9 protein-coding genes and 1 pseudogene are annotated in these 18,208 nt (G+C 67.6%); 4 read left to right on the top strand and 6 right to left on the bottom strand.

What is annotated here, in order from left to right; genetic code table 11:
• Nucleotides 1–340 precede the first annotated feature (340 nt).
• Nucleotides 341–1,057: a creatininase family protein gene (locus IO30_RS0132950; RefSeq protein ID WP_202205147.1), complete on the top strand. Its 717-nt coding sequence runs from the start codon at nt 341–343 to the stop codon at nt 1,055–1,057.
• On the opposite strand, the gene IO30_RS0132945 is transcribed toward IO30_RS0132950, so the two are convergent.
• On the bottom strand, nt 1,054–5,613 hold the full coding sequence (locus tag IO30_RS0132945; RefSeq protein ID WP_031149188.1) for a sacsin N-terminal ATP-binding-like domain-containing protein: 4,560 nt from the start codon (nt 5,611–5,613) through the stop codon (nt 1,054–1,056). The genes IO30_RS0132950 and IO30_RS0132945 overlap by 4 nt on opposite strands.
• A gap of 521 nt (nt 5,614–6,134) precedes the next feature.
• Between IO30_RS0132945 and IO30_RS0132940 the strand changes: the two genes are divergently transcribed.
• On the top strand, nt 6,135–6,467 hold the full coding sequence (locus IO30_RS0132940; RefSeq protein WP_157853430.1) for a hypothetical protein: 333 nt from the start codon (nt 6,135–6,137) through the stop codon (nt 6,465–6,467).
• 15 nt (nt 6,468–6,482) lie between these two features.
• On the opposite strand, the gene IO30_RS46525 is transcribed toward IO30_RS0132940, so the two are convergent.
• Nucleotides 6,483–9,785 carry a type ISP restriction/modification enzyme gene (locus IO30_RS46525; protein WP_037895845.1) on the bottom strand — a complete coding sequence of 1,101 codons (3,303 nt, stop codon included), beginning with the start codon at nt 9,783–9,785 and terminating at the stop codon, nt 6,483–6,485.
• 173 nt (nt 9,786–9,958) lie between these two features.
• Here IO30_RS46525 and IO30_RS47335 point away from each other — a divergent pair.
• Nucleotides 9,959–10,095: pseudogene (locus IO30_RS47335) on the top strand (serine hydrolase domain-containing protein); the annotation flags it as partial.
• Between the two features lie 310 nt (nt 10,096–10,405).
• Here IO30_RS47335 and IO30_RS0132930 read toward each other — a convergent pair.
• The 3 genes from IO30_RS0132930 to IO30_RS0132920 are packed head-to-tail and all read right to left on the bottom strand — an operon-like array spanning nt 10,406 to nt 13,854.
• Nucleotides 10,406–11,194: a hypothetical protein gene (locus IO30_RS0132930; RefSeq protein ID WP_157853429.1), complete on the bottom strand. Its 789-nt coding sequence runs from the start codon at nt 11,192–11,194 to the stop codon at nt 10,406–10,408.
• A 3-nt stretch (nt 11,195–11,197) separates the two neighbouring features.
• Entirely contained in the window at nt 11,198–13,414 is a 2,217-nt protein-coding gene (locus IO30_RS0132925) for a hypothetical protein (protein WP_031149180.1), read from the bottom strand.
• The gene (locus IO30_RS0132920; RefSeq protein WP_031149179.1) at nt 13,411–13,854 is read right to left on the bottom strand and encodes a hypothetical protein; all 444 of its coding nucleotides are present in this window, start codon (nt 13,852–13,854) and stop codon (nt 13,411–13,413) included. The genes IO30_RS0132925 and IO30_RS0132920 overlap by 4 nt, the downstream gene beginning before the upstream one ends.
• Nucleotides 13,855–14,421: 567 nt before the next feature.
• Here IO30_RS0132920 and IO30_RS47955 point away from each other — a divergent pair.
• The gene (locus tag IO30_RS47955; protein ID WP_031149177.1) at nt 14,422–14,733 is read left to right on the top strand and encodes an IclR family transcriptional regulator domain-containing protein; all 312 of its coding nucleotides are present in this window, start codon (nt 14,422–14,424) and stop codon (nt 14,731–14,733) included.
• A gap of 304 nt (nt 14,734–15,037) precedes the next feature.
• Here the strand turns inward: IO30_RS47955 and afsR are convergent, their stop codons facing one another.
• Nucleotides 15,038–17,971, bottom strand: coding sequence for an SARP-family global regulator AfsR (gene afsR, locus IO30_RS0132910; protein WP_037895924.1), 2,934 nt, complete (start codon nt 17,969–17,971; stop codon nt 15,038–15,040).
• Nucleotides 17,972–18,208 lie beyond the last annotated feature (237 nt).

Below are 18,208 nucleotides of genomic sequence, written 5' to 3'. Positions count from 1 at the left end.
GGCTGTACTGCGGACAACGCCGGACACGCGTCTTATGGATAGGGCCAGCGAGCGTCGCGGGCATGCAGGCACCAATGTTTGCCTGTAGCCCCTGTATCTCCGAACTCCACGAGCGGGTATGGCAGTCCATCCGCCTCAGAGACGAACCACACCGGAACAGCACCCGCACGCGAATCGAGGTCGACGACCATCCCCGCCCCCACGGTGGCCGCCACCGAGCCCGCAGTAGTTCCCTGCGTGCATGAACCACAGCACCTGCCTGAACAGCGATGGCGGATGATGATAGCCGAGCGAAGCCGACCCAGGGAGTGCCGTGAACCTGCTGCCGACTACCACCAGCATGGACGTCGCGAAGCTTCAGCCGCGCGTCGCAGTGCTCCCCGTCGGCTCCTTCGAGCAGCACGGCCGCTACCTCCCACTGATCACCGACACGGCGATCGCCTGCACTATCGGCCAGGCGATCGCCGACGCGTATCCCGTGCACATGCTCCCGCCGATCACGATGTCCTGCAGCCACGAGCACGCCGCGTTCCCCGGCACCGTCAGCATCAGCGCGAAGACCCTCTACGCCGTTATCGACGACATCCGGGCATCCCTCGCCCGGTCCGGCATTAGGAAGCTCGTGATCGTCAACGGCCACGGCGGCAACTACGTCCTGTCCAACATCGTCCAGGAAGCCAACGTCGACGGCCCCGCCGTCTCCCTCTTCCCGCTCAGCGCCGACTGGGACCGCGCCCGCGACCACGCCGGCCTGGTCTCCGACCGCCACGCCGACATGCATGCCGGCGAGATCGAGACCTCCATCCTCCTCCACGCCGCCCCAGAGCTCGTGCGAGACGGAAACACCGATGCCGACCATGATGGCGGCCCCCGCCCCTTCCTCCTGGTCCAGGGGATGAGCGCGTACACCGAATCCGGCGTGATCGGCTTTCCGTCCTTCGCCACTGCGGGCAAGGGCAAAGCCGTGCTGGCCAGCCTCACCGATAGCTTCGCTGACCACCTTAAAGTCCTCGGTGCCACCTCTTTCAGGCACGGGGGCCTCGGCGAGGGTGGCTAGGACGGCTGCTCTCCAGGTCCGAATGTAAGGACGAGGCTTCCGGTCTTCTTGATCCCGCTGAGCAGGACATTCCCGGTGGGGCGGATGCGGAGCTGACTCAGGGGATCCGGGATCAGGCGCAGGGTGGGCTCGGAGCCCGCAACGAGTCCGGAGGCCACCACCAGAAAGAAGGCGTCTCCAGAAGCGGCCCGTTCGCACTCCGCTGCCGTCAGAGTCACTGTGTCCTGTTCGGGTCCGTACGTTGTCTTAAGCTCGTAGAACCGGCCCAGACCGTCCACGGCGTCAGCGCCCACGCCGTGCTGGGCCCGCAGGTCACGCAGCCACTCCGGTTCCTCCTCTGCACCAAGGACCTTGCGCAGCAGGTCCAGGGCGACCCTCTCCTGCCGGTCGACGTCGTGCGCGGGTGGCATCGGACGCGGGCCCGGCACGACCGGCACCGGAGCAGGCTGGGCGAGGCCGGACCTGGCCGGGGCCTGTCCACCAGACCCGGCGACCCCGACATCGCTGGACGGTGTCACCTGGGTGGTCCGCCGGGTGCTGACCAGGCGGACGGCCGCCGGATCGACGAACTCGCGTGGTGCCGGGACGGGTACGTGGGGGACCTGGTGGGCAGAGGGAGGGGACGGTGACGGCCGGGCGGGTGGCCTTGCCGCGGCCTTGGTCTGAGCCTGCTTCAGGTCCTGCTCCATCGATGCGAGTCGTAGATCGAGCTCGGCGTCCGTCGCTGCCTGATCCCGTTCAACTTGTTCTTCGGCGAGCCTGAGCAGTACCGCCGCGCGTCCCCGTTCCGCCTCGTCGTAGGCAGCTGCCCAGGAGTTGGCGACCTCGCGCCTGTCCTGGGTGAAGCGTGTCGCGATGGCCCGGCCCACCTCTGAGGGCCGGCCCAGAAGGCTCGGGTCCACCGTCCACAGCGTGCGGGACTGCAGGTCGAGGGCGGTACGGACCTGACCCCGGGCGGATTCGCCACCGGGGAGGGTGACGACGCACTCCAGAGACGAGGTGAACCGCACACTGACGTCGACGAGGTCTTCCCAGGAACAGTCAAGCGATCTCGCCGCTGATAGGGCGTTGCGCTGCAGGTCTTCCCGCAGCAAGGCCAGCGCCGACCGCGCCAGGGCGGTCGCGTCCTCGTCGATGGGTGCGTCTTCGCTGGGGCTGAAGGTAACGCTCTTCGCTCCCAGCTCGACCACGCGGAGCGGTCCCAGGAGAGCACGGAACTGTTCGAGCTCCGCACCCGGCAGCCATACCGGTATCTGGGAGCCCAGTGCTTCGGCCAGCATCGCGTCGGCCGCGTACACCGGGCGTTTCGTGGTCCAGCCCTTACTCGTGCGCAGCGGCAGTTTCCCCAGGAGAGAGGCGGTCACCGAATCGGGCCGGCCACTCGCCATCTGCGCAAGCATCTGCAAGGTCTGGAGCATGACGGTCTCGGATTCGGGATCGACCGATGCCTGCGGACCTCGCTCCTGCTTCGCCTCTCGGGCCACTTCCCTGACGACCCGTACCGCGTCCTCGACACCGGCCTCCGGTACTCCCAGAGTCTCCCAGAAGCCATCACTCCCCTTAAAGGAAGGCGCAAAGCCAGCCCAGCGGCCGAAGACCGGCAGACCACGGAGACACTCAGCCGGCCGACGCCAGCCCAAGGAGGTAAGGACCAGTCCTCGGTCCTGCGCGAAGGCACGCACGACCGTGGCAGTCACTTGCGGGGCGTCCTTCCCCCTGTGGGCGGCCAGGCGCTCAGCGAGCGCCCGGTACAAGAGCTGCGCCGCCGGATGGTCGGGGCCATCGCCTTCCTTGCCTCGCAGCCTGCGCAGCGACTCGAGGAGGTCGTCGATGCCCGGCTCGCCAGTGACCCCCAGAGCGACCAGGACCTCTCCTCGCCTGCCCACCGCTTGTTGGAGCTCAGGGTGCAGGAATCCGGTGCTGTCCGTGCCGTAGACGGCGACCGTACTGGTCGTACGCTCGCGCAACTGGCTGGGAGCAGTCGGGACACCCACCTGGTTGTCCAGCCATGCAGTCGTCTTCAACTTCCACAGCCAGAAGCCGTCCGTCTCCCCACGGGCGATCCACTGCTGGTAGTCGTACACCGCGCGCACTTTCCGGTGCTCGGACAGGACGCCCCAGCCCCGCCCCAGCACCCGCAGAAGCGCGGCGGCCCGCCGCCGTCGTACGTGCTCGTCCGGCTCTGCGGCAATGTTACGGATGACGGCCATCAGATCAGGGCTGTCGCAGTCCGCCAAGGTGTACGTGGCCGACCGGCTCTGCAGGTCCTTCAAACGCTCGGAGGGGCCGCCCGTGATCCGGGCCGGCAGCCCCTCATTTGGAAACGAAGCGTTGAACCGGTGCTCAGTGCCGGGGTGCGGCCGGAGCCGAGGGCCCTTCTCGGCACCGAGCAGGTGGAAGAAGGCCCGGGCGCCCAGGCCGGTCCCCGCCCCGGGCAGAACCTTGGCGTAGCGGGGCAGGAGCCACGCCAGGCCAACGGCCGCACCCGCGGCGGTCTCGAAGCTGTCCTCGCGGTCCACGCTGTCCAGCCGGGCCGGGAGGTACGCCTCGGCGGGCCGGACCTTTACCTTTGCATCCTCCCGATGGCCCTTCGGCCCAAAGCGGCGGCCCTGCAGCAGGATGGCGCGGCCCGCGTCCCGCCCCAGCCGTTCCCGCTCCTTCTCGGGAACGTGCAGGAAACCGTTGCGCAACGCCACCAGCTGGTCATCCTCCAGAAACAGGGGCGCGGCCGAGCCGTTGGCACCACGAGCAGCGAGCAGCCGGATGGCGGGCACCGGATCCGCACCGGTCACGAAGACCTTCTGCTGGCTCAGCCACGTACGCACCTTGCCTGCTGCCGGGTTCTCAGCGAGGAACGCGGAGTGCAGGGCACGGCCGAGCCCGAGTACCTTCGAGAGCCCTTGGGCCTTGTCGGTGAAAACCTCGGCGGCTCCGGTTGTCGGTAGCCCGTGCCGTGCGCCAGAAGCATCAACCAGCCAGTCATTCCATCGGAGTGCGAAGGTCTCATTGTTGGCAATCGCCACTGCGGCAAGCGCGACCGTTGCCTCCGGGCTGCGGGACTCGTCCCCCAGGAGGGTGTGCAGAGCCATTGGGACGCTGACGGCCGCTGGCGCCGCTCCGCCATGGCCAGCCCAGTCCCTGAGTAGGTCCTGCCACCGGCCGGCTCCGTCTCGCGCCGACTGGGGCAGGACCGCCGTTCGCCGGGCTACCTGCGCAATTTCGGACTCCGAGAGCACGCTGGCGAGTGCCTCGTCGCAGACCGCAAGGTCTGCAAGGCCGAGATCGCCGTGGCTCACCGTCTGAAGGCGGAGTTCGTGGGACACCTTTTCGCGGGCCAATGTCAGCAGCTGCTTCTCCAACTTGCGCACCGGGCCCTTCGGCGCCTGTACGTCCTCAGGCAGCGGCAGGCACTGCCAGGCCACGGCCGGGTCCAGCCGGAGCTGGCGGATCATCGCTGCTGCCCAAAGATCGGCCAGCAACGGACGCAGCGCCCCGTTCCACGAGGTGTCGTTGAGCTGTTGGCGGCTCGGGTTCGGATCGAACTGGGCACTCACCCTGAGCGGGAGGCCAAGCTCGATGACGGGCAGTCCGACATGCACCTGCCCGGGAACCCCGCGGTCCACGGCCTGCTGCAGAGGTAGTGCGACGGCCAGCCCTGTCGTTTCACCTGCGGCCTTGCGGATGCGCGGGACATCCGGCGGACTCGGCACGGTGGCGCGGCTGACCTGCCACGACGTACCGTCCGTTGCCTGAGCTGTACGAACGCCAACCATGGTGTCCCGACCGTCGACGGTCGCTTCATAGGTGCCGCGTTCGGTCCACTTCAGAGCGAGCTGGCTGCGTACGCTCCCGTCCTCCCGCTGATGCAGGACTGTGCGGACGTGGTCGAGGAACAGCAGCGCCTCATCGCCCCACGTGTTCAGCCAGTCGTCCACGTCGCCGCCCTGGACTTCAGTGGGTGCGGCGAGCGGGATACGCAGGACCGTCCAGCCGTCCTCAGCAAACGGGCCAGGAACCGGGAAGGGGTCGGCGAGGGACACGTCGGGGTCGCCGATCCGGACTCGGTAGAAATCACAGAACACTTCCAGCACAGGTGAAAGCCGCCGGAGGGTCATGAGACCGATGCCGAACCTGCCCGTGGCGTCCGGGTCGTCGGCCTTGCTCGTTAGCCACGGCATGGCCAGCGCCATTACGTCGGGCAGCCTCACTGGACTGCCGTCGTGCGCCACCAGCAGTTCCGTCTCCCGCACCAGAATCCTGACCTGGGAGGCTCGGAGATCATCGGCGTTCTGCACGATCTCGGACAGTCCTTGCAGAGGGTCAGTTGAAAGATCCCCAGCGTTGTCCCGCTGCTGGCGCAACCCAAACCGCATCATTCCGGGAAGGCCCGCGAACAGTTGCCCGAGCCGTTCAACAGCCGCACAGGTCGCCTCTGGACCGACTGGTTCCGCCACCTCTGCCCCGCCCGCGAGTCCCTCCCGTTCGAAGAGCTCCTCGGCCGCCTGTACCGCACACGCCACTTCGGCCGCACTCGACTCGGCGCGCTCAGCACCCATGCCCCGCCCCCTTGGTTTCCCATCCCCCGAGCACCGATCGTAGATCGTCAACGGGGATGAGGGACGAGAACAGCAAACGAGCGTGACACCCTTGCCTGGCTGATAGCCAAGCAGAACGCGAAAGTGCGTGGTCTCATTTCGAGTCTAATTCGCCCGCGTCCAAAGCCTTCCAGAATCCCGGCGGCCAAACGCTCCGCCGCAGGTCGGGGCCACGCAGCCGGGCGGCCTACGCCACTCTCCAGCACCCTCTTCGTCGTCGCCGAGTCAGTTCTGGCCCCAGTTGCGCTTCCGCGCCCCAGTTCGCCCCAATGTCCGATCGTCGACACCTTCAAACAATTGCTCGCGTAGCGCGCCCGCAGGAGCCCTCCGCAGAGCCCTGAGCAGGCCGGAGGCCCCGATCCGGTCCAGGTGCCATTTGGTCGGAATCAGTCCTGATGTGCAGGACTGTCCCCACTGCTGCTAGACATGGAACCGTGCACTCAGATCTCTCCCCTTCGCAGCTTCAACTTCTACACCACCTCATGACCGCCGAGATTCCATCCGTCGATGCGATAGCGGTGGCAGTCCGGGATCTCGACGAGACGAACATCGCTGGCGACGTGCAGACTCTCAGCTGGATGGGCCTGTTGGAAGTCACGGGTGAACGTATCTCCATCAATCCACGCGGCAGGGCGGCCTGCCTCGAAGCCGAGTGCGCCACTCTTGGGAAACGTCTGGTCGAGGTCAGCGTCTTCGCGGACGAGCTGCAGCGCCGTGCCCCGTCACTCAGCACGGAAATGCATGCACTCCGTCAACTCGCAGAAGGGGTGTGGAGCATGACGGAGGCGACCGCGTACCTGGAGCGCCGGGCGTAGGAGGCTGAGGCGCCCCTACGGCTCCTCGCCCACGTGCGGGGGAAACTCGACTCGCCGGTGGGGTTTGCGTGCCTTGGCGGGTACCGGAAGGATGCCAGCCTTCTCCAGATCGGCTGCCGTGACCGTGGGAGCAGCGAGGATCCGATCCAACAGGTCCTGCTGTGCCGGAGCGAGGTCCACGAGCCGACGCAGTACGGAGAGCAGTTCCATGAGCTCGCGGGACCAGTCGGCCGGCCAGGACTCGACATGCAGATCGTCCAGGGGACTGGTCTTACGACTGTTGGGGCTTGCCTTGCGGTAGCCGAACCACTTTTTGACGATTTGCATGCCGCCGACGTCGTAGTTCCACACCTCTGCGGGGACCGGACTGACGTATCCAGCACCCAGGTGCAGGGTCCCGTTCATTTCGGCGTAGCGGATCTCTGCGGGAACTTCCGTCCCGATGTGCTGGTCGTATCGGAGCCGGCGTGGATCACCCTGCGGGAAGAGGACGTCGCCGGCTAGCCGACCGTCTTCCGGATCGACGTACCGTTCCCCGTAGGTCGAGGCCCACAAGAGCTGGCTGCCCAGTTGTACCGCCTCATGCCACATGGCGGGATCACGGGTGAGCGGAAGCCGCACGCCCGGGGTGAGGAGTTCTTCGGTGAACCGCTTGGTGAATCCGGCGTGGCCGGCGACAGCCGCCGCGTACGCAGCCAGATCGTGCACCGTGATGTGGTCCAGGCCGAGTTCGCCAGCGAGGTACGTGAGGAGGCGAGGGTGCACGTTGGGGGTGCCGTCTGGATGGAGGATCGGCATGATCTTGCCACCGCGGCCGTTGAAGTGGTGGGTGTCGGGGAGCAAAGCGGTAGCGACGATCGCTGGCCCGGTCTCGATCTCATGCGAGGACTGCTGGTTCAGGAAGAGCTGACCCGGCCGCATGGCTTCCCACAACTCAGGTCGGGGGCGGTCGACGACACGGCTGTCAGAGATCAGCCACTGGCGGTCGAAGCTGCGCATAGCGATGGGTACCACGTCAGGCGTCAGGTCTGTTTCGGCCGCGAGTGGCCGGAGGTGCTCAGGCTGTCCGTACAACGGAGCCCTGCTGGCGTGCAGCGAACGGTCTTCTGTCTCCTTGAGTAGTTCCGCCTTCTTGACCAGGTCGTCCTCATGGATCAGCCGTGCCCATCGCTTCTCAAGTACCTGCTTGCTCGGGCCGTTCACCCACGAGCGGTTGGCCTTGATGCCCGGGTTTCCCCAACGGAAAAGATCGTCGAGAGCGGGGTAGTCCTCCCACCCCGTCTCGGTGGTCGGGCGGAAGGGGCGGATGGCATCCGTGTGCGTGTCCTGCCAACCGTCATCGTCCAGTCGGATCTCTTTGAGCTGGCGGTACTTGACTGCCCGCTTGCCGTGCACAGCGCGGTAGTGGATACGGGCTGGCCGCGCAGGGTCGGTGTCCTTGCTGCGGACGAAGATGCAAATGGCCAGCGGCTGGGCGACGCCGGGGAAGATCCGACTGGCCACGTCTGGGCGGTGCCCTTCCGGAGACAGGTCGATGATCCAGCCCTCGTCACAGGTGCGCCGCAGGTAGTTCCGCATGCCGCGCCCGCCCGGTCCGGTGGTGAAGCCGGAGGGGGTGATGAAGCATACGACCCCCTGCTGGTCCTGCGGATGGGCGTCGAATACCTTCCATGTCGCCCAGCGCCAGAAGTAGACATACAGGTTCTTGAGCACGTGCTCATAGCGACCGTTGCCGGACCACTTGAAGGCCTCGATGGGGGCAATGCCCTGAGCGGAGGTTCCCTTCTCGATCCAGCCGCCGCGCCCCTTGGCCTTGTCGTCGTAGGGCGGATTACCGATCGCGACGGTGACGGGCGTCTTGGCTTTCACCTCGTTCGCCCGCTTACGGGACTCCGATATAACGCCGTATGTCGAGGCGAGAGATTCCTCAGCCAGGTAGGGGTCGTCCAATGTGTCGGTGACGAACAGCTTCAGGCCGTCCGGCGGTGCAACTGCTTGATGCCGCTTGAGCAGGTCCGAAGCCCGTAGTTCCGCGACAGCGAAGGGGCCCATCTGCAGCTCGAAACCGATCAGGCGCTTCGCCAGACTGCCAATCGCGTCCGGTGTCGCCCCCGGTCCGATGTTCTCCGCTGTCCAAGCGGCGACATGCTCGATGACCGCGTGAAGGTACGTGCCGGTCCCCATAGCCGGATCGACGATTCGCACGCTCTCGTCCGCGTAGCCGTCCGCACGCCCCAGGCGGGTACGCAGCACGTCCTCAGTGAGGCGCACCATCTCCTCGACCACTTCGCGCGGGGTGTAGTACGAGCCGCTTTTCTGCCGCAGCTTCTCGTCATACACCTCCAGGAACGACTCGTACAGGTGCAGGTACGCGTCCCTGCGGCCCTTGCGAATCGCGGCCCAGTCGACCGCGTCGATGACTTGGATGAGCAGGTCGAGGCTGACCTCGAAGCTCACCGTGATGTTGTCGGTCAGGAGCTGGAGAGCTTTACCCATCAGGGCATGTCCGGCATCCAGGCGCCGGCCGACCTCATGCAGCCCCACCCCCTTCAGGGAGATGCCCTCCGTGCGCGCGAGCAGCAGCGCGAAGGTCACCGTCTGGGCGTATCCATCAGCGAACGTCGCATCGTCCGCTGTCGGAAAGAGCAGTCTGCGCCAGTCGTTCTTCAGCCCGGTGAAACGCAACTCCTCGGGACGCGCGCCTTCCGCCGCATACTGCCCCTCGAAGTCCAGTTGTTCCAGGACGGCCGCCCGCAGAAGGCGGCACAGCGGGGCAGTGCGTCGGACCAGTGCGGAGGCTTGACGGATCGGCTCGGGAACCCAGTGCAGGAAGGTTCGCAGGAGACTACTGAACGCGGCAGGCTCACGGGCGGCCAACGAGCGTCCCGCAGCAGCCAAATCCCCCTCGAAGATGACCGGGGAGCCGATCAGCTCTCCGGTGCGGAAGAGCCGCCATTCCGTACCATTTGTGTAGAGCACGTTCGGCAGATCGCGCAGGCGCTCCCACTGCTTCTTGTTACGCCCGGTGAACTTCTCCGGATCAACAGGGTGGCCAGGACGCTTGACCTCGATGTAGCCGACGATGTCGCCATGCACCTCGACCGCATAGTCGGGGCGCACACCCACGTCACGCAGAGGCGTTTCGGAGTGCCACAGGACACCGTCCATGGCGTCGTGACTACCCACGGTCTCCAGGAGCTTCTGCAACGGCGGGCGGATAGACGCCTCCGGGTCACCCGGACCGAGCACCATGTCCTTGCACGACGCACCGAAGGTCGATATGGCCTCCGAGAGCCAGTCAAACTGCTCCTGCGTCACTGCCGCACCCCCACGCACTGCCGATCATGATCCAAGGAGTATGTCAGGCATGCCAGGTGCATGGGACCACATCAACTCAGTCTATTTTCAGCCACCTTGGCCCAACGACTATCGGTGTTGACGGTTCTCCTGGCGCCCGCCGGGGCGCAGAAACCGAACAGGAGTCGGCCCTCTACAGCTCCACAGGCACTGGCATGTGGATCAGTACGGCCCAAAGCCGCTGGGCCGTACTTCTGACCAACAAGCTCCGCCTCAACCGCGACCGCGACCCCTCACGGCCGTCCGCAACAATCTCCGGGCAACCGCCTTCGGCACTCGCGCCTCCCACCCGATCGTCCTACTGCTCGTCATTCGGCGTGTTTGGCTTCTGGCTCTGTGGTGCGTTTCGCGGCTCAGTTGGGCCTGTGCTTGGATCAGGCATCCGGCCGAGGTCGTGGGGGAAGGTGTCCCGCCTTCCGATAGGAAACCTCCTCCGGGTGCCGGCGGAGGCGGATCTCCCTCCAGGCGACGTCGAATGAGATGGTGCCGCGGCTGGCCCTGGAGAGCCTCCAGGCAAAGAAGCTGGTCCGCGGCGAAAGCGTCCAGCGCCAGAACGCGCTGGTTACCTTCACCGCCGGGCCTCAGAAGTGCCGCGGGGCATTGCGGTGTTCATCTGGCGCTCCAGATGGCGCCGGTATCTCTGTGATTGCATCTGCGATCTCCTCGACCCTTGCCGCGTGGGCGGGCCGCTCGGCCCTCTGCATTCCTGCGCTGAGGAGCCCGTAGACCATCTGTTTCTGTGCTGGCTCAGGGAAGGAGGCCAAGAACTCCCGAACCGCTTCCACCAGTGCGTACTCGACGCCGTGACGCCCTGGTGGCCGGTAGCCGGCGAACAGCTCGGCGAGACTCTTGGCCTCGCCCGAGCGCTTTGCCCAGTCGGTTGCGTCGGTCGTGACCCAGCGCGCCATGACCCCGGCGGGGTCGGAGAGCTCCTCGGCGAGATCCTCGAGTTCCTGCCGCCGGATAGCCGTGGCCTTTGACTGCTCGCGCTGGGAGGCCAACAGCGCCTCCACGGCAGCCTGGTCCCCCGGCAGCAACGCCACGTCCACGCGCGCGTCGTACCGGATCTCAGGATCGACCAGCGTATGACTCCGCGCCATTTCGCGTGCCAGCAGGTCCTGAACAGAGTGGAGGTCTGTCGCGGACTGCTGCCGGAGGAAATCTGCCGCCTCGTGTCTCAAGGCGATGCGGACGGCACGAGCCGCCCCGTCCGCATCCCCCAAGGCCAGGCCGGCGTTCCGGACCCGCGCGTGGAAGACCACCTGGAAGGCGATGCCCTCGTGCGCGCTGTCCAGCCGGGCCTCGAAGCGCTCCAACAGAGCCTGGACTTCACCCCGCGGGTCGGGCGGATTCTGCTTTCTCCAACCCACGATTTACGGCTCCCGGCTGCCATCGGTTGCCGACCACGGACCGACCTGCGAAATCTGCCTCAGGTCGGCCCGCAATTCGATCACCGCGGCGTCGTAGGCAACGCCCGGCTCGCCGATCAGCAGCGCAGAGACCGGCGCGGCCGTCAGGTACCGGGAGATGACCCGCCCGAGGATCTCCGTGACGTGCTCACGAGGCACAGTGCCGTCCGCCCGCGCATGGGCCCACCGGTCGATCAGCGCCCGGCACTCCGGATCGACAGCTCGGTTCTCCAGCGCGGTGCTCCACCCGGTGACCAGTGCATCCGCAACGACTGGGTCAGCCGCGGCCGAGGCAAGGGTGACCTGCAAGGCGTACGGGTCGGTCTGTGGGTCGATGACTGCGAGGAACGCCCGGCTCCCGGCGGTGTTGCCTCGCTTGGCAGCCCAGGAGTTGACCATGCGCCAGACGGTGGGCAACTGCTTCTCCGTGGCCGCCATGGCCCGCAGCGCCGCGTCCGCCTCCGTGACAGCGGTGTCCCGCTCGGCCCTTCCCAGGATGTGCTGGATGCGCACCAGTGCCTGCCGGGGGTAATGCTGGGCGAAGTCGCTCTGACAGACCAGAGCCACCACCCGGGCAACAGATTCCTGCCCGTCCTGTGCCCAGTCGAGGAGTTTCGCCCGGACGGCAGGGCCCAGTCTGTCGGCCTGCGCAGTTCGGCTCAGGACACTGGCGATCAGTCGCAGGTGCCGTTCGTCGGTGCTGACCCCAATCCAGCTCTTGATGGTCTCCACCACGCGGATGTCGTTCTCGGCGATGGCCAGCTCGACCAGCAGATCACTGATCTTCTCCAAGCGTTTCGTGCCGCCGGCCCGGTCCGCCACCAACCGGTCCAGCCAGCGCAGTAGAGGGGTGTGGATGTCGGGACGCTGGTGCCACAGGTGCAGGAGCACCGCCCTGGTGTAACCCGGCCGGTGGTCGAAAGATGCCTGCCGGCCCGACACCCTTGCCTTGACCGATTTGAGCCGGTCGCTGAGGTCCGGCCCGGTGAGGATCTCGCGGACGCCGTCCTCCCCCTGGTCTCCCAGCAGCGCCCGGGCGCCCTCCTGAATCGCGAGGGCGTCTTCGCCGCTGAGGAAGATTGCGGCAATGAGCAGCGCCCGGTCCTCGGGCATCTGCGTCGTAGCCGCGAACACCGCGCTGACGTCGGTGGACCACTCCTGGAACCTGCTCACCGCCGTCTCGATGCTCTCCGGCGAGCCGTCCGCAGCCGCCAGGAGGGCGGCCAGCCGGGCTCCGTCCGCCGGTGTGGACTCAACAGTCAGCAACCGGGCGGCCGGGCCCGCCTCGAGGTTGGTGCGATCGGCGGTGACGAGATCGGCCCGGCCGGGCAGGTCGTATACGTACTCCAAGTGAGTACGGGCCACCAACTGGGCCGACGGCCTATTCTTCACGCGGACAAGGGCCGCGGTATGCGCGGCTCCCTGAGGCCAGACCCTCTCATCGGCGATCACGACCAGACATGATCCGACCTTCGCCAACTTCTCCGCATGGACGGCCAATGCGCCAGCCACCCGGTCCGGGTTCGCCCAACCGGCCATCTCATTTTCGACGTCCAGCAGGTATCCGGTGTTGGCCGCGTCGGGCAGTACGGAGCAATCCGGCTCCGCTGGATCCTCCCAGTCGGGCTCAATCTCCTTCAGCTCCATGGAGCCGTCCCTGGCCACCCGCGAACGCGCTGTCCGCCACAGGGCCCGGATACCGGTGGTCCGCTTGCCGTACTCCGGAGCGCCGGCGATGACGGTCAGAGCGTTGCCCGGTACAGAAAGCACCTTGGCGGCCTCGTCGGCAGCGGTAACGGGCAGATCGTCCGCATCCTTGGACACCCACCCCTGGCTGGCCGCCCTCAGCTCGAACGCAGATAGGTCGATGACGGTGAGTGGCTGCTTGCCCGTCGACAGGAACACGGACCCGAGGGCAGCCACAACGAACGCATTGTGGTTGCCGGACACTTTCAGCCCAGGCGGCGATACTTCCCCGTCGCCCTCTGGCGCACCCGTGTCTGCGCCTTTCCCATCGGCCGTGGGCGTATGCCCGGACACGTCTGCGCCGTTCGGATGGCCGGTGTCCTTCTCCAGTGGGCCGGTGGGCTCGGCCGGCTCAGGGGTGTCCGCCGACTGGCGCTGCCCAGAGCGCTGGGGGCGCACCCAGTCCGGGATTCCGTCGTCGAAGGCAGCCGTCACTTGGACTCCTCCGCCCGATAGGTGAAGCTGCCACCGAAGATCGAATTTCCGGTCATGACGACCTGGCTGTTCGTGTTGTTCTCCGCTACCATCCGCGGCCCCGAGTTTCCTTCACCGTTGGCCCGCTGCCGCTCACGTACAAGCGCCATGAGGTCGACGGCGGTGTCGGGGTACTTCGCGAGGAAGCCCTTCAGCTGAATGAACAGCTCTCCGCAGATCTCCTCGCGCACCCGCTCGCGTTCCGCCTCCGGGGTCTCCACCAGCCGGACCTGGTGGAGATCCAGCACGCGAAGCTCGTCTGCGGCTGTCCCCTCGTTGCCTCCCCGGAAGAACGCGACCAATGCGTCGCGCACACCCTGCCAGCCCGACCTGGCCATCTCGGCCGCCAGCACCCCCGCGCCACTGGTCGCCACCTCGAGGACGTTGAACGCTTCGGTCATGCCCGCACCCCCACCCGCTTCGTCGCCGAATTCGAGAGATCAGAGTGGGGGGTCAAATTGCGGCGAACAATCGAAACGGCGTTCTTGGCCGATAACAGTCGAAGGTGTGCGACATCAATCAGCCATGATTCACCCGACATTGAGGCAAGTGGATCACGATTCGCGCTGGCCCCAGCCAACTGCAACGATCTGCCTGAATCAATCCCGGCCGTCGAATTTGACTAACGAGTGGCTTAAAGATTTCGAAATACTATCGGACAAAGTTACAGAACTGCGCTTCAGAGTAGACCGCCAAATGCAAACATTGTCACTCTCATGGCGTGTCGCCCGGTGAGGGCCGGGCTGGCGCCGGGAGCCGGCTTGGGTTTTTTAGCCGAGCCCCGTTGTCTGGCGGCCATGCAACCTCTTCGAGCTCCGGGACGCCACCCAAGGGCCCGCGGATCCGTCGGCGCAACCGGCGGCGGAGGACGACGGCCTGGTTAGCCTTGGAATGGCGATCGCACTGCACGCGCAGCGTTGCGGCAATGCATTGGATGAACTGGCCAAGGCTGTCGGACAACGAAAGGTATGTTCCGCCCCGTCCCGCGGCGGCAGGCTGAGCCTTACGGGGCGCGCCACCACATCCAGCGCCTCACCTTCCACACGATCACGTCAGAGCGGGCCCTGTTCCACCGACTCGACCATATGTCCGACACGGAACTCGCACTCGACCTCAGGGAGTACGCCCTCGGCACAGTCTGCGCGGCGGTGCCCACGCCCCTTGGCTCGGCACCCGAGTGCGTGGCGCTGTCGCTGCCTGTCGGGCAGGCACACCACCTACCCCAAACGTCCCGTACCCTGCGGCGCCCCGCCCTGGCGGTGATGCTCAGCCAGCAGTGAGCGGGGCGCGGGCGACGGAGCGCAAACGCCCGGCCGCCCACGCCCCCGCACCACGCTTCCCAGGGAAGCCGGCCGACGCTGAGGCTCTCCACCTCCGCAACGCGTCCGTGCACGTCACAACGCCCGTGAAGCAGCTGGGAGCAGCCACCTTCGAAGCACTTGGCTGCAGCACCGAGCTGTGTAAGAGGCCTCGGATACCCGGCTTTGGGGAACTTCATGCGTCACCGTCCACCCCGGCCCAGCCCACCGGCACACGCCACTGTGTCTGTTTGGGGGAACTTCAGTATCGGTGTCCCCCAAACCGTCATACGGCGATGAGCCCCGACGTGGCCAGGTCTCGCAGGTCGGCCGTCTCCGGTCGGCCTCCCACCCGCTCATAAATGCTCAGCGCCTCGCTCCAGCACACCCTGGCCTCTTCGTTCCGTCCGAGGCGGTCCCAGGCCCGGCCCAGCACGGTGAGGACACCGGCCCGGCGCCGCTCGCCTCCGATACTGCCCAGGGCGAGGGCGCGTTCCGCGTGCAGTGCGGCGGCTTCGTACCGGCGGGCGGCGAGATGGGCTTCGGCCATCCGGAAATTGGTCATTCCCTCCCACAGCCGCTGTTGGTGTTCTTGGAAGAGCGTCAGCGCCTTGGACAGTTCCTCGAGCGCCTCGGCCGGGCGGTCGGCCTGGGTGAGCGCGATGCCCAGTGCGTAGCGGCAGTTGGCTTCCCGCAAGGTGAGGCCCATGGAGCTGAAGATGGCCAGCGCCCGGCGGGCAGGCTCGATGCCGTCGGATGGCCCGCCCACGTCCACGCGAACCCGGGAGAGGACGCTCAGGACGCCAGCCTCGCCGAGCCGGTTCCCGTCGGCGCGGTACGCCGCGAGCCCCTCGGTCAGGAACCGTTCGGCCTCCGCGTGCCGGTTCTGGTAGGCCGCGATGACCCCACGGTCGTGCAGACCCGCCCCCACCGGGAGCGGATCGCCGCTGGCGCGGGCCAGCTCCACCGCGATCCGCGCCTCCTGGTCGGCCTGCTCGAACCGCCCGGATGTCAGGAGCAGCGAGGCGTAGGCGATCCGGGCACGGGCCTCCGCGCGCGCGTCGCCCGCCGCCCGCGCCGCTTCCCGTACGGCCGTGGCGGTGGTCTCGTACTGGCTCGCGTCCGCTCCCGCGTCGGCCAGGTCCTTCGCCGCCCACAGGAGGTCCGCGGCCTGCGCCACCGAGCCCGCGGCCGCCTGCTGCCGTACGCATGCCAACAGGCAGGCGGCCTCCCCGTACAGCCAGTCCACCGCCTCGCTCCCGTCCTCGAAGTCGAGCCCCGAGCGGCGGGCTACGGACAGGTGCTCGAGCAGCCGGTCGCCGGGACGCTCCAGCGCGTACACGGCAGCGGCCGTCGCCAGATAGAAGTCGACCAGGCGTGACAGGGCGGCGGCCTGCTCGCTCGCCGGCTGCTCGTCGCGTTCCGCGCACGCCCGCGCGTAGAGGCGTACGAGGTCGTGGTACCGGTAGCGCCCGGGTGCCGCGGATTCCAGCAGGGAGGTGTCGACCAGTGATTCCAGCAGGTCCTCGGTTTCGTACTCCGGCAGGTCGAGTACGGCGGCTGCAGCGGGCAGCGAGATGTCGGGCCCGTCGGCGAGGCCGAGGAGGCGAAACGCCCGGGCCTGAGAGGGTTCCAGCTGGCCGTAGCCGAGTTCGAAGGCGGCTTTGACGGCGAGGTCGCCGGCCTGCAGCTCGTCGAGGCGGCGGCGCTCGTCGGCGAGTTTGGCGGCGAGGACGGAGACGGTCCAGGTGCGGCGGGCGGCGAGCCGGGAGGCGGCGATGCGGATGGCGAGCGGGAGGAAGCCGCAGGCGCCGACCACGTCGAGGGCGGCCTGGCGCTCCGCGGCCACCCGCTCCTGCCCGACGATCCGCGTGAACAGTAGCCGGGCCTCCTCCGGGCTCATCACGTCCAGGTCCACCAGGTGCGCACCCGGGAGAGCCATCATCCGCACACGGCTGGTGATGATGACGGCGCTGCGGCCCGTGCCGGGCAGCAGCGGCTGCACCTGGGCGGCGTCTCGCGCGTTGTCGAGCAGGACCAGCAGCCGACGGCTGTCGAGCATCGAACGGAAGAGGGCGGAGCGTTCGGCCAGCGCATCGGGTATCGCGTCGTCGGCTGCTCCCAGGGCGCGCAGGAAGGCGGCGAGTACGGTCCCGGGCTCGGCGGGCCGGGGCGCATTGCCCTGCAGGTCGACGTAGAGCTGGCCGTCGGGGAAGTCCGGGCGGGCCGCGTGCGCGACGTGCACGGCGAGGGTGGTCTTGCCGACGCCGGCGAAGGCCGACAGGGCGAGCACACGCTTTGAGCCGCCCGCACCGGACAGGATCCCCCTGAGTTCGGCAATGAGGGCGTCGCGGCCCGTGAAATCGGGGACGGTGGCCGGCAGCTGCGCGGGGGGAGCGATCACCAGAGTGGTGGTGATCGCCGTGCGCGATGCCATCGGCGAGGCGAGTTCGGGGTCGTCGCGCAGGATGCGCCCGTGGAGGGTGATGAGCTCAGGGGTCGGGTCGACGCCGAGTTCGTCGGCGAGGAGCCGTCGGGTGTCGGCGTAGACGGCAAGGGCGTCGGGCTGCCGGCCGCTGCGGTAGAGGGCGAGCATGAGCAGCTCACGGAGTCGTTCGCGCAACGGGTGGACGGAGGTGAGCGCGATGAGCTCGGAAACGGTCTCGGCGTGGCGTCCGGCTTGCAGGTCCAGGTCGATGCGGATCTCGAGCAGTTGGAGGCGCCATTCGACGAGCCGGGTGCGCTCGGTGTCGGCGTGCGGGCCCGGGACCCCGGTGAGCGGCTCACCGTCCCAGAGGTCGAGTGCACGGGCGATCAGCGTACGGGCGAGGGCGTGATCTCCGGCGGCGCGGGCGCGGTCGGCGTCGGCGGCGAGGTGGCGGGCGATGCCGAGGTCGAGGGAATCAGCGGGGGTGCGGATGGCGTAACCGCCGGATTCGGAGACGAGGAGTCCGGGATCGAGCGTCTTTCGCAGCCGGGCGGCGTAAGTACGGATGGTGGCGAGTGCCTGCTGCGGCGGGTCCTCGCCCCAGATGGCATCGATGAGTTCGGGCGCGGTGGCGGTGCGGCCTTCGCGGAGCAGGAGCGCGGCGAGCAGGGCGCGCTGCTGGGGCGTGCCGGAGGGCAGCAGCTCGTTGTCGCGCCAGATCCGCACCGGGCCGAGCACGCTGAAGCGCAGCATCGCGGCGGTGGACCGAGGTCCGCGGGAAACGTCCGCCAGCCCCCGCTTCCGGGTGATGTCGCGCCGCTCGTCGGCCGACGGCCTGACCGCGGCCGCGACCAGAGCGCGTGCGCCTTGGAGGCGGGGTTCATCCTGGTTCGTACGGGCGGACTCGAACTCGGTGGTCGCCAGGTTGGCCAGAGCGGACAACGCGAGCGGATGACGGGGCCCCAGAGTCGCGGATGCCTTCTGGGCGGTGACGGCCAGGACGTCGGTGGCACGTTCCATTCTCTCGCT

This window comes from Streptomyces xanthophaeus, assembly GCF_000725805.1.
GTDB classification, from domain to species: domain Bacteria; phylum Actinomycetota; class Actinomycetes; order Streptomycetales; family Streptomycetaceae; genus Streptomyces; species Streptomyces xanthophaeus.
This window is presented reverse-complemented; position numbering and strand designations above follow the sequence as displayed.